The sequence below is a fragment of the uncultured Selenomonas sp. genome (assembly GCF_963528755.1).
Classification (GTDB): Bacteria; Bacillota; Negativicutes; order Selenomonadales; family Selenomonadaceae; genus Selenomonas.
On record NZ_CAURXA010000007.1, the window covers coordinates 82553 to 94608 of the forward strand.

Here is a 12056-nt window from a genome sequence, read left to right on the forward strand (position 1 = left end):
TTCGTCAGCGGTCAAGTTCGTGCTGTCTCCTTTCACTGGAACAGAAAACAGCCCTGCGGCATGCCGCAGGGCTGTTTTCGTAAGATGCGCTATAAAGACGCGTCTATTTCACGCTCGATATATGCCAGAGCTCGTCCGTCTCGTTGCTGTCGCACAACGTGAACTTGTGTCCTTCGAGATTGGTGTGGGCGGCGAAATCCTCTTTTACGGGCGTTCCTTTCGGGCATAGGACATAGAATTCGCTGAGTGCTGAAAGATCCTCGACGGCGTAAAAGGGCATGATGTTCGTCGCCGTCCACGTGCCTGGCTTTGGTGTGTTTCGCTCGACATCTTCACGCGTTGTCAGCAGATATATGGCCTTGTCCGAATAGAACGTGCAGCCGACGCTGTACGTGTGTTCGCGGTAGCTCATGACGGGTATGTGCGCGGGAAGATCGTGTACGAGAGCAGCGGCGGGTGCGCCGCTTCTCTCTCGGCACATGGGAACGGCGACGAGGACGAAGAGGGTCAGATAGAAGACGCCGAAGGCAGCGATGAAGATGCTCATGCGCTTCCTGTCGAAACCGCCGAGGAGGCGCGCCGCCAGGATGGCGATGGGGAAGATCGAAGGGAAGGTGTAGGTCGGATACTTCGTTGCCATGCACTGATAGACGAGAATCGTGCCGAGCGCCCAGACGAGTAGGAAGAGCGTGTCCTTTTCCGCGAAGGCGCGGCGAAGGGCGGCTCCTCGCTCTTGCCAGATTTTTTTTGCCGTATACCAGACGAGTGGAAAGGACCATGGGAAGAAACTCGCGAGGAAAAGAAGGATGTAATAGTACCAAACATTCTGTCCAGGATGTTCGGAGACGGTCGCGCGCAGGAAATTGTGCGTGCCGAAGAACGTCCTGAGGAAGTCTGCACCGTGCAGGCTGTACATGGCGTAGTACCAACTGCCGCCAACGAGCAGGAAGATGACCATGCCGCCGCCCCAGCGAAGGCGAAGAAGCTCTTTCGCATCCTTTCGGAGCACGAGGTAGACGGCAAGCAGGAGTCCTGGCAGGAGAAACCCGATTGGCCCCTTCGTGAGGACGGCGAGCCCTGCAAAGAAGAAGGCAGCGTAGTAGCGCACACGTTTTCCTGAATCGTAGCCGAGGTAGAAAAAGACGAGCGTCGCGCTCATGAAGAAGAAGAGCGTCATGTCCGTGATGATTGCTTTGCCGACGTACCAGAAACCGACGGAGCTGGCGAAGAGGCCGCCCGCAAGGAGTGCCGTCCGATGTCCGTAGAGGCGGCGCGTGAAGAAGTAGAGGAGCGCGAGGCTCAAAAGCCCCATGACGGCACTCGGGAAGCGCAGTGCGAACTCATTGACGCCGAGGATGAGGCATGAGGCGATCATCTCCCAATAGAAGAAGGCGGGCTTGTCGTACCAATAGTTGCCGAAGATGCGCGGCGAGAGGTAGTCGCCGGAGGCGACCATCTCCTTCGCAGTCAGCGCGTAGTTCGATTCGACGGGATCGGTGATGGCAAGGCTGCCGTTCGCCGTCAGCAAGATGATTGCTCCAAAGATGAGCAGGAGCAAGAACTCCCGCTTCTCACGTTTGACCATGATCGTATTTCCTCCATTCAGCGAGTTTTGGATGTTTTTCCTACGGCAGGATGGGGGATCGTGCCGGGATGGCCGTCTAGTCTGCGATTCCTAGCTAATGTAGGATATGCGGCTCTCGTTGCGCGGCTCGGGATTGGGCACGTCACCCGCGGCGTAGCCGAGCGCGAGATGGCCGATTCCGACGTATTGGCCGGGGCGGAAGAATATGCCGGCGCGAGAGAGAATCTCCTGGCCGAGCGGCTGCTCCAGCTCTTCCTTGGCGCGGTGAATCCAGCATGTATGGATGTCGAGCGATTCGGCGGCGAGCATCATCGTGGCGATGGCGATGCTGCCGTTGCACAGATAGTTCACATCGTCCTTGTCTGCAATGACGAGAAGGATGACAGGCGCACCGTAGAAGGGATCGAAGCCTTTTTTCCAATGGCCGATCTGACAGTTCAGTTCGACGAGTTTTTCGCGCATGATCTTGTCCGTGATGACGATCGTGCGTACGGATTCGCTGCCCATGCTGCGCGGCGCATACAGCCCCGCCTCGACGATGTCACGCACGATATCAGCAGGCGGCATTGTCGGCAGGAAGGCGCGCACGCTGCGCCGCTTCTTGATTGTTTCCATGACTTCGTTCATCGGTGTGCCTCTTTTCTTGCAAGATGATAATTCTTCTCTGGGATGATGGTCGCGATTTTCTTGCGCCATTATAGCATAGTTTTTGATATTATGCGACTATGGGGGCAGGGAAGGAAGATTCTTGGAAAGTTTTAAGGATAGGGGCTTGTCGGGCTGAGGAAAAGGATTCGTAGCCCAGCGGAGCTGGACAACGAAATCTAAAGCCCGCCTGCGCCCTATCGGGCTTGCCGGGCTGAGGAGAAAGGACTCGTAGCCCAGCGTCGCTGGACAACGATTTCTTAGAGGCGCCTGCGCCCTTTGGGCTTGCCGCCTCTAAGAAATCGTAGTACAATAAAAGCACGAAAATATCTTGTATGCATGGATGGAGGATGAAGTATGCTTAACAAGAAGACGAAGATCGTTTGCACGCAGGGGCCGTCGACGGATGCGCCGGGCATGGTGGAGAAGCTCATCGAGAACGGTATGAATGTCGCGCGTTTTAACTTTTCGCATGGTACGCATGACGAGCATTTGAAGCGCATCACCCGTGTGCGTGAGGCGGCGAAGAAGACGGGGCGCGTTGTCTCTCTGCTGCTCGACACGAAAGGGCCGGAGATGCGCCTCGGCGAATTCAAGGACGGCTCGGTCATGCTTGAGGCGGGGAAACCGTTCGTGCTGACGTACGACGATGCGCCGGGCGATGAGACGAAGTGCTCGGTCAATCACAAGAAGCTCTACACGGAGGTCAAGCCTGGTGACAAGCTGCTCCTTTCCGACGGACTCGTCGAGCTGAAGGTCGAGAAGATCCAGGGCAAGGACATCGTGACGACGATTTTGAACTCGGGCAAGATGAGCACGAGAAAGCGCGTCGCGGCTCCAGGTGTTCCCCTCGGGCTGCCGCCGATCTCGGAGCAGGACAAGAATGACATCCTCTTCGGCATCGAGCAGGACATGGACTTCATCGCGGCGTCGTTCATCCAGCGTGCTGACGACGTGAAGGAGATCCGCAAGCTGCTCGAAGAGCACAACGGCAGGATGGAGATCTACCCGAAGATCGAAAATCTTGAGGGCGTGAAGAACTTCGACTCGATCCTGGAGGTCTCGGACGGTATCATGGTTGCGCGCGGTGATCTCGGCGTTGAGATCCCGGCCGAGGATGTGCCTCTGATTCAAAAGGAGATCATCGCGAAGTGCAACAAGGCTGGCAAGCCCGTCATCGTCGCGACGCAGATGCTCGAATCGATGACGACGAACCCGCGTCCGACGCGCGCTGAGGCTTCGGACGTCGCGAACGCGATCCTTGACGGCACGGATGCCATCATGCTGTCGGGCGAGACGGCGAGCGGCGACTATCCGGCGGAAGCGGTTCAGACGATGGCGACGATCGCGCTTCGCGCGGAGTCCTCGCTGCATTACAAGAAGATGTATCAGGGCACGGGCCTTGAAGACCTCAAGTCGCGCACGCGTGCGGTCGCCCATGCGACAGTGCAGATGGCGATGGAGCTGAATGCTGACGCGATCATCACGCCGACGGTCAGCGGCTATACGGCGCGCATCATCTCGCATTACCGCCCGAAGTCCCTCATCGTCGCCTATACGCCTGACGCGAAGGCAGTACGCCAGCTCAATCTGCGTTGGGGCGTCTATCCCATCAAGGCGGCGGGGATCTGGCCTGACGAGGGCGAGATGATCGCGAATGCGACGGCGGCGGCGGTCGAGCAGGGCTGCGTCGAGCGCGGCGATCTGACGATCATCACGTCGGGCATCAAGTCGGAAGAGGGCAATACGAACGCGATCCGCGTCTACACGATTTAAGAATGTTCCGCGTTGCACAGCGACCTTGCACGCCTGCGCGTGAGAAAGTTTCTCGCGATTTTCGCTTGCGGCGTACGATAGGCTGTGCTATAATGATGAAACGGTGGGCGTATGCCCGCAGAAGGCTTTGACCCAGCGATGGGGGAAGGTCGGACCAAGCGAGCGCATAGTTCGCTTGAATGCATTACCCGTCTGGGAAAAAGTGAGGTGTATAGGAATGAAGGAAGGGCTTCATCCGGAATTCTTCGAGGCAACGGTGACGTGCGGCTGCGGCAACACGTTCAAGACGGGGTCGACGAAGAAGGAACTGCGCGTGGATGTCTGCTCGAAGTGCCACCCGTTCTTCACGGGGCGCCAGCGCGATGTCGCTGCCGGCGGACGCATCGAGAAGTTCAACAAGCGCTACGGCAAGCAGTAAGGTGCTGGGGCAGGGCAGAAATGCCCTGCCCCTTCTTTACCTATGGAGGAGGAAATTCTTTGGACGAAAAACTCATGGTCGGCGGGCAGGCGGTCATCGAGGGCGTGATGATGCGTGGACCCGGACGTTCGGCGACGGCAGTGCGCACGCCCGACGGTGCGATCTCTGTCGAGTCGAAGGAGGTGCGATCCTTCTCCGACCGCTTCCCCGTCTTTAAGAAGCCTTTCCTGCGCGGCACGGTCGCGCTCGTAGAGTCCCTCGTCATCGGCATCCGCTCGCTTTCGTGGTCGGCGAAGATGGCGGGCGAGGAGGAAGAGCAGCTTTCCGACAAGGAGCTGGCGGGCACGATTGCCATCGCCTTCGTGCTCGCCGCCGTGCTCTTCATCGCATTGCCGACGGGAGCGGCCAAACTCTTCCATGCGTGGTCGGACGATCCCATCTTTTTGAACCTCGCCGAGGGCTTCCTGCGCCTCTTCATCTTTCTCGCCTACATCTGGGGCATTTCGCGCATGAAGGACATTCAGCGCGTCTTCCAGTACCACGGCGCAGAGCACAAGACGATCTTCTGCTTCGAGGCGGGGCTTCCACTGACGGCGGAGAATGCACAGAAGTTCGAGCGCTTCCATCCGCGCTGCGGCACGTCGTTCCTCCTGATCGTCATGCTCGTCTCCATTTTCGTCTTCGCCTTCCTCGGCTGGCCCGATCTCTGGCTGCGCATCGTGAGCCGCATCGTGCTGCTGCCCGTCGTCGCGGGAATCTCCTACGAGGCGATCCGCCTGGCAGGCAGAAGTAAGAACACTTTCGTGCACGCGCTCTCTCTGCCCGGACTCTGGCTGCAGCGGCTGACGACGCGCGAGCCGGACGCTTCGATGCTCGAAGTTGCGATCGAGTCGCTGAAGGCGGCGCTGCCCGAGGACAAGATTCCTGCGGGAAGCGCCGATTATCGCAAGACGGCGGATTCGGAAACGGCTGTGTACGAAACGCCTGCGGCCGCTTTTGCTGCGGGCGAAGGAAAGTGAGGAAGATGCGACGTGCTGGACAAGCTCCATGCCGTAGAGGAAAAATATCGCGAGCTTGAGTCGCTGATCAGCGATCCGGCAGTGCTCGCCGACATGCCGAAGTGGCAAAAGCTGAGCCGCGAGCACGCACAGCTCGCTCCCGTCGTGGAGAAGTACCGCGAGTACAAGAAGGTGCGCGAGGGGCTTGCGGAGGCGAAGGCGATCTTCGACGACAATCCCGACGCAGACATGCGCCGCCTCGCTGAGGACGAGATCGCCGAACTGCGCCCGCGCCTGGAGGCGTTGGAGCGCGAGCTGCCGATCCTGCTCCTGCCCAAAGATCCGAACGATGCGAAGAACGTCATCGTCGAGATCCGGGGCGGCGTCGGCGGCGAGGAAGCGGCGCTCTTCGCGGGCGACCTCTTCCGCATGTACGCACGCTACGCCGAGCGGCGCGGCTGGCGCGTCGACGTCATCGACAAGAACGCGACGGAGATCGGCGGCTTCAAGGAGATTTCCTTTTCCGTCGACGGCACGGGCGCATACAGCTTTTTGAAGTACGAGAGCGGCACGCACCGCGTGCAGCGCGTGCCCGTCACGGAGTCGAGCGGGCGCATCCACACGTCCGCCGTGACGGTCGCGGTTTTGCCTGAGGCCGAGGAAGTCGAGGTCGAGATCGCGCCCGCCGATCTGCGCATCGACACGTACTGCGCTTCGGGCGCGGGTGGCCAGTACGTCAACCGCACGGAAACGGCGATCCGCATCACCCATCTGCCGACGGGCATCGTCGTGCAGTGCCAGGACGAAAAGTCGCAGCTCAAGAACAAGGAGAAGGCCATGCGCGTCCTGCGCGCACGCATCTTGGAGGCGGCGCGCGAGGAGCAGGCGGCGACGGTCGCCGCTGACCGCAAGAGCCAGGTCGGCTCGGGCGACCGCAGCGAGCGCATACGCACCTACAACTTCCCGCAGGGGCGCGTGACCGATCACCGCATCGGTCTGACGCTGCACAAGCTCGCGGCTGTGCTCGACGGGGACTTGGATGAGCTTCTGGCCGCGCTGATCACGGCGGATCAAGCGGAAAAGCTCAGGCAGGCCCAGTGATGGCGCACGAAGTCTGGACGATCGGCTCGATCCTCTCGTGGACACAGGGCTACTTCACGGAAAAGGGCATCGAGACGCCGCGTCTCGATGCCGAAGTGCTTCTTTCGCATGTGCTCAAAAAAGAGCGCATCTACCTCTACGTCCATTTCGATGAGCCGCTGGAAAAAGAAGAGCTTGCGGCGTTTCGCAAGGCGGTCGCCGAGCGTGCGCGGCGCGTGCCGACAGCCTACATCACGGGCAGGCGCGAGTTCATGGGGCTTGATTTCGCCGTGTCGAGGGCGACGCTGATTCCGCGTCCCGATACGGAGATCCTTGTGGAAGCGGCCATCGAGAGATTGGGACGGCTGGCGGAGAATGGAAAAAAGTCCCTGCGCTTCGCCGACATCGGCACGGGGACGGGCGCGATTGCGCTCTCCGTGCTCAAGTACGCTTCGGAAGACGTCGCGGCGGATGCCGTTGACGTCTCGGGCGCGGCGCTCGCCGTCGCAAGGGAGAATGCCGAGAGGCTGGGACTCTCCGCGCGCGTGCATTTCCATGAGGGTGACCTTCTCGCGCCGCTTGGCGATGCGGCATACGATGCGATCCTCTCGAACCCGCCCTACATCCCCGATGCCGACATTGAGAGCCTCGCGCCTGAGGTGCGCAGCTATGAGCCTATGACCGCGCTCAAGGGCGGCGCGGAAGGCATGGACTTCTACGCGCGTCTTGTCGAGGCGGCGCCGCAGTATTTGCGGGCGGGCGGCTTCCTTGCCGTGGAGGCGGGAATCGGCCAGGCGCAGAAGATTCGCGCCTTGGCGAAAGAGCCTTGGGGCGATGTCGAGATCTTGCCGGATCTCGCGGGCATCGAGCGCGTCGTTGTGCTGTGGAGAAAATGAGGCTGCGCCGCGCAAGCGGCGCTTTTTGTATGCGAAGGCGCACGCCTTTTTGCACCGTTTGTGGAAGGTGCGGCGGCGAGGTGCGCGATTCGCCGGACAGGGGAGGAAATGTCTGTGTTTTCAACAAAGGTTCTGCCGCCGACAGCAGCCGCCATCGAGGAGGCGGCGCATCTTCTTCGCGCGGGCGAGGTCGTCGCCTTTCCGACGGAGACGGTCTACGGACTCGGCGCGAACGGCTTCGACGCTGCCGCCTGCGCGAAGATCTACGAGGCGAAGGGACGACCCTCGGACAATCCGCTGATCCTGCACATCGCGCACCGTGCCATGCTCGGCGAAGTGGCTCTCGACGTGCCCGAGATGGCGGAGCATCTTCTGGCGGCGTTTGCGCCCGGCCCTCTGACCTTGGTGCTGCGCCGTCGCGCCGCTGTGCCCGATCGCATCACGGGCGGCCTCGCGACGGTCGGCGTGCGCATGCCGGAAAACGACGCCGCACTCGCGCTGATTCGCGCGGCGGGCTTTCCTCTCGCCGCGCCGAGCGCCAATACGTCGGGCAGGCCGAGTCCGACGACGGCGGAGGCAGTGCTCGACGATCTCGCAGGGCGTATCCCGCTGATCCTCGATGGCGGCCCTTGTCGCTTCGGCGTCGAGTCGACGATCGTCGATGTGACGGGCGAGGCCGCCGTCATCCTGCGCCCCGGCGCCATCACGCGCGAGATGCTCGAAGAGGTCGTCGCTGACGTGCGCCTCGACCCGGGACTCGCCGCGCAGGAGCGTGCGGCGCAGATGGCTGTCGGCACGGTGTGCCCTGCGGCGGCGAACGGCGCGGAAGCGGGCGAGACGGCTGGCGTGCATACGGTCGCTGCACCGCGAGCGCCCGGCATGAAGTACACGCACTATGCGCCGCGAGCGCCGCTGACCTTGCTCGCCGCCCCGCCCGCCGCCTTGCCCGCCGCCTTCCGCGCGGCGCTCGCCGAAGCGGCGGGCAAGGCGGTCGGCCTCATCGTGACGGACGAGACGGCGGCGGCGCTCGCAGGCGAGGCGGCAGAAAACCTCGTCGTGCGTCTCGGTGCGAGAAAAGACGTGCGTGCCATCGCTGCGCATCTCTACGAGGCCCTTCGCGCCTTCGATGAAAAAAAGGTTGACTTCATCCTCGGCGAAGCTCTTGACGAAAGCGGCCTGGGACTCGCCATCATGAACCGCCTCAAGAAGGCCGCAGGGTATCGGATTCGCCGCTTTTGAACGGCACGGCGGCATGGGATGCCACGGGGACGCGCGATACGGCGCAGTGCATTGATATAGATCCGTTCGTCCTCTATGAGTCTCTTGTCGTACCCGACCCGTTGGAACGCACGGATACCCTGGGAGATCATGCTTGTGCGATGAAAGTTGATGCTGAAAACGCTCGAAATTATAGGGAGTAAAGACAAAGTTCCCCCATCCGTCTGCGTCTTTGGCTTGATTTCTTGGACTTTCACGCTAATTTTAGAGGATCGTAAAACTTTGCGGGACAAGGTGGATTTTCTTGGAAAATCGTAGTATAATACTACTTAGGAATAGTGCTTTTCCGCTGGTGTGGGAAAAGTAGATTTTTAGAAATGGGTATTATATCCTACTGCAGGGGAGGGTCTGCTTTGCAGCCAAGCGATATGGGAACGATCATTGCTTTGATCTATCGGTATAGCCAGAGTTATTTTAACGAGAAGTTGAAGAAGTATGGTCTGGGCAACGGGCAGTATGTATTCTTGCTGCACCTCCTCGATCATGAGGGGATCAATCAGGAAACTTTGGCGCATATGGTGAAGATCGACAAGACGACGGCGGCGCGCGCCGTGGCGAGGCTTGTCCGTGCCGGCTATGTGAGCCGCACGGTCAGCGACAAGGATCGCCGCGCTTATGTGCTGCGCACGACGGAGAAGGCACAGACCGTGAAGCAGGTGCTGAAGAAGACGATGGACGACTGGTACAAGATCTTAGTGCAGGATTTCTCCCCAGAGGAATGCCGCCAATTCGACAGATTGCTGAAGCAGGCCGTAGAGAACGCCGCAGCGCAGGACGTTTGATGTCATTGAAAGGCCCCGAAGAATCGCATGCGATTCTTCGGGGCCTTTCGTGTATTTTGCGTATGATTTCAACCTTTCTTTTGCCATTATAGATTTTCGTGCATGGATGTCAAGCGCGCCCGTGGAAGGGCGCGCTCGGCGTCCATTTGTCTTTTAGTGAATCTTTGATTTGGCTCAGCAGCTGCCGACCTCGTCGAGCGCCTTGGCTGCGCCTGTCTTCGTGAGGCTTACGGCTCTTCCTTCGCCGAGTCCTGTGAAGATGACGAGGCAAGCGTCGGACTTCGCATGTTCTTTGATGTAGGCGTCATCGAAGGTCATGAGGCGGTCGCCTTTCTTGACCTTCTGGCCGCCTTCGACGAAGACCTCGAAGCCCTGCCCGCCAAGCGCGACGGTGTCGACGCCGATGTGCAGCAGATATTCCGTGCCGTCAGCGGCCTTCATACCGATCGCGTGCTTCGTGTCGAAGACGAAAACGACCTCGCCGTCCTCGGGCGCGTAGACCGTCTCTTCCGTCGGGTAGACGAAGTAGCCGTCGCCCATCATCTTGCCCGCAAATGCCTCGTCGGGCGCTTCCTCGATCGGATGCACCGTGCCTGCGACGGGCGTGAAGAGCGTGTGTGCGGCAGTTTCACTGGCAGACGCTTCCTGCGCGCCCGATTCCTGCGACGAGGTGTTTTCTTCAGGCACGTTTGTCGCAGAAGCTTTTTCTGCGGCGTTTTCCGTCGGCTCTGCAGCGGCCATCGCTTCCGGCTCGACATCGGGCGCTGTTTCGAGGTACGTCTCAAGATTCGACTTGATGACGGCGACCTGCGGGCCATAGATGACCTGCACGCCCGTGCCCTTGACGATGATGCCGACGGCGCCCGTTGCCTTCAAGAGCTTCTCGTTGACGAGCGAGGAATCCGCGACCGAGCAGCGAAGGCGCGTCGCGCAGCAGTCGACGGAAGTGATGTTCCTCTTGCTGCCAAGGCCGCGCGCGATTGCCGCGCTCTTGGCATCGGATGTGCCCGCGCCGGACGCTGCTCCCGCCGCGCCTTGCTGCGCCTGATAGTCAGCCTTCGAATAGAGCTTCGTCTCCTCGTCGTCATCCTCGCGGCCCGGCGTCTTGAAGTCGAAGTGACGGATCATCCACGAGAAGATGAAGTAGTAGAGGAAGAAGTAGACGACGCCGACCGGGATGATATACATCCAGCCCGTCTTCGCCTCTCCCTGCAGGATGCCGAAGATGAAGAGGTCGAGGAGGCCGCCCGAGAATGTCAGGCCGACGGCGATGTTGAGGATGTGCGCGATCATGTAGGCGGCGCCTGCGAGCGCGACCTGCACGGCGAAGAGCGCGGGTGCGACGAAGAGGAAGGAGAACTCGATCGGCTCGGTGATGCCCGTGAGCATCGAGGTCAGAGCCGCCGAGAGCAGGAGGCCGCCCGCGACCTTCTTCTTCTCGGGACGCGCACAGCGGTACATGGCGAGCGCCGCGCCCGGCAGGCCGAAGATCATGAAGATGAACTCGCCCGAGAAGTAGCGCGTCGCATCCGAGCTGAAATGCGTGACATCGGGCGAAGCGAGCTGGGCGAAGAAGATGTTCTGACCGCCCTGGACGAGCTGGCCGTCGATCATCATCGAGCCGCCGACGCCCGTCTGCCAGAACGGCAGATAGAAGACATGGTGCAGGCCAAAGGGGATCAGAGCGCGCTTGATGATGCCGAAGATCAGCGTGCCGATGTAGCCCGTGCCCGTCACGAGGCCGCCGAGCGCGAAGATGCCCTGCTGTGCGAGCGGCCAGACGAAGTACATGGCGATGCCGACGAAGAGGAAGACGATCGTCGAGACGATGGGCACGAAGCGCGAGCCGCCGAAGAACGACAGCGCGTTCGGCAGCACGATCTTGTGGTACTTGTTGTGCAGCCAAGCGACGCCGATGCCGACGATGATGCCGCCGAAGACGCCCATCTGAAACGACAGGATACCGCAGCTCGGCGCGATCGTGCCTTCGAGCACCGAGGGTGCGATCGTACCGTCCGCGAGGATCTGCCCGCCGATCTTCAGCATGGCGTTGCACGCCGTGTGCATGACGAAGAAAGCAATCATGGCAGAAAGCGCGGCGACTTCCTTCTCCGCTTTCGCCATGCCGATGGCGACGCCGACGGCGAAGATGATCGGCAGGTTGCCGAAGATCGTGCTGCCCGCGCTCGCCATGATGGAGAGAAGCGCGTGAAGCGGCGTTCCTGCACCGAGTACGGCGGTAAGGCCGTACGTCTCGATGGTTGTGGCGTTCGTGAACGACGCGCCGAGTCCCAAGAGTATGCCGGCGATCGGCAGGATGGCAACGGGCAGCATGAAGCTGCGTCCGACGCGTTGGAGTACACCGAAAATTTCGTCTTTCATGACAGCGAAAACCTCCTTTCCGGGGAATTGCTGGATTCAGCCATACCTCCCCAACAGAAGAAATATTACGTTTTGATTATACTGCAAAGGGAAGAAGATTGTAAAGGTGGGAATGTTAAGAAGAATCGTTGATTTCGATATCTGCTGGGAAAGTTTACAAGTTGACACATGAAGCAAAGCGTGCTATATTATCCTTCATACATATTCATTCATCTT

General features: G+C 60.3%; 10 protein-coding genes. 7 read left to right on the forward strand and 3 right to left on the reverse strand.

Going from position 1 to position 12056, the window contains the following annotated elements:
• Positions 1-103: 103 nt before the first annotated feature.
• Together RWS31_RS09465 and RWS31_RS09470 are read right to left on the reverse strand one after the other, a co-directional pair.
• Positions 104-1585 carry a glycosyltransferase family 39 protein gene (locus RWS31_RS09465; RefSeq protein WP_314597828.1) on the reverse strand — a complete coding sequence of 494 codons (1482 nt, stop codon included), beginning with the start codon at positions 1583-1585 and terminating at the stop codon, positions 104-106.
• A 90-nt stretch (positions 1586-1675) separates the two neighbouring features.
• On the reverse strand, positions 1676-2212 hold the full coding sequence (locus tag RWS31_RS09470; RefSeq protein WP_314597830.1) for a nitroreductase: 537 nt from the start codon (positions 2210-2212) through the stop codon (positions 1676-1678).
• Between the two features lie 375 nt (positions 2213-2587).
• On the opposite strand from RWS31_RS09470, the gene pyk reads away from it, so the two are divergent.
• From pyk to RWS31_RS09505, 7 genes are all read left to right on the forward strand, one after another.
• On the forward strand, positions 2588-4006 hold the full coding sequence (gene pyk / locus RWS31_RS09475; protein ID WP_314597832.1) for a pyruvate kinase: 1419 nt from the start codon (positions 2588-2590) through the stop codon (positions 4004-4006).
• Positions 4007-4223: 217 nt separating this feature from the next.
• Positions 4224-4424 (forward strand): 50S ribosomal protein L31, encoded by a 201-nt coding sequence (gene rpmE, locus RWS31_RS09480; protein WP_006193323.1) that lies wholly within the window; start codon positions 4224-4226, stop codon positions 4422-4424.
• 74 nt (positions 4425-4498) lie between these two features.
• On the forward strand, positions 4499-5443 hold the full coding sequence (locus tag RWS31_RS09485) for a DUF1385 domain-containing protein (protein ID WP_314597881.1): 945 nt from the start codon (positions 4499-4501) through the stop codon (positions 5441-5443).
• A 12-nt stretch (positions 5444-5455) separates the two neighbouring features.
• Positions 5456-6523, forward strand: a complete 1068-nt coding sequence (gene prfA, locus RWS31_RS09490) for a peptide chain release factor 1 (RefSeq protein ID WP_314597835.1) — start codon at positions 5456-5458, stop codon at positions 6521-6523.
• Positions 6523-7398, forward strand: a complete 876-nt coding sequence (prmC, locus tag RWS31_RS09495; RefSeq protein WP_314597837.1) for a peptide chain release factor N(5)-glutamine methyltransferase — start codon at positions 6523-6525, stop codon at positions 7396-7398. Before prfA ends, prmC begins: the two co-directional genes overlap by 1 nt.
• 108 nt (positions 7399-7506) lie before the next feature.
• The gene (locus RWS31_RS09500) at positions 7507-8637 is read left to right on the forward strand and encodes an L-threonylcarbamoyladenylate synthase (RefSeq protein ID WP_314597840.1); all 1131 of its coding nucleotides are present in this window, start codon (positions 7507-7509) and stop codon (positions 8635-8637) included.
• Between the two features lie 392 nt (positions 8638-9029).
• The gene (locus tag RWS31_RS09505) at positions 9030-9458 is read left to right on the forward strand and encodes a MarR family transcriptional regulator (RefSeq protein WP_314597842.1); all 429 of its coding nucleotides are present in this window, start codon (positions 9030-9032) and stop codon (positions 9456-9458) included.
• A 174-nt stretch (positions 9459-9632) separates the two neighbouring features.
• Here the strand turns inward: RWS31_RS09505 and RWS31_RS09510 are convergent, their stop codons facing one another.
• Entirely contained in the window at positions 9633-11840 is a 2208-nt protein-coding gene (locus RWS31_RS09510) for a glucose PTS transporter subunit IIA (protein ID WP_314597844.1), read from the reverse strand.
• Positions 11841-12056 lie beyond the last annotated feature (216 nt).

Coding starts and splice junctions, on each gene's coding strand:
- RWS31_RS09485 (WP_314597881.1), top strand. CDS start 4,499: ATGGTCGGCGGGCAGGCGGTCATCGAGGGCGTGATGATGCGTGGACCC.
- rpmE (WP_006193323.1), top strand. CDS start 4,224: ATGAAGGAAGGGCTTCATCCGGAATTCTTCGAGGCAACGGTGACGTGC.
- pyk (WP_314597832.1), top strand. CDS start 2,588: ATGCTTAACAAGAAGACGAAGATCGTTTGCACGCAGGGGCCGTCGACG.
- RWS31_RS09500 (WP_314597840.1), top strand. CDS start 7,507: ATGTCTGTGTTTTCAACAAAGGTTCTGCCGCCGACAGCAGCCGCCATC.
- RWS31_RS09465 (WP_314597828.1), bottom strand. CDS start 1,585: ATGGTCAAACGTGAGAAGCGGGAGTTCTTGCTCCTGCTCATCTTTGGA.
- prmC (WP_314597837.1), top strand. CDS start 6,523: ATGGCGCACGAAGTCTGGACGATCGGCTCGATCCTCTCGTGGACACAG.
- RWS31_RS09470 (WP_314597830.1), bottom strand. CDS start 2,212: ATGAACGAAGTCATGGAAACAATCAAGAAGCGGCGCAGCGTGCGCGCC.
- RWS31_RS09510 (WP_314597844.1), bottom strand. CDS start 11,840: ATGAAAGACGAAATTTTCGGTGTACTCCAACGCGTCGGACGCAGCTTC.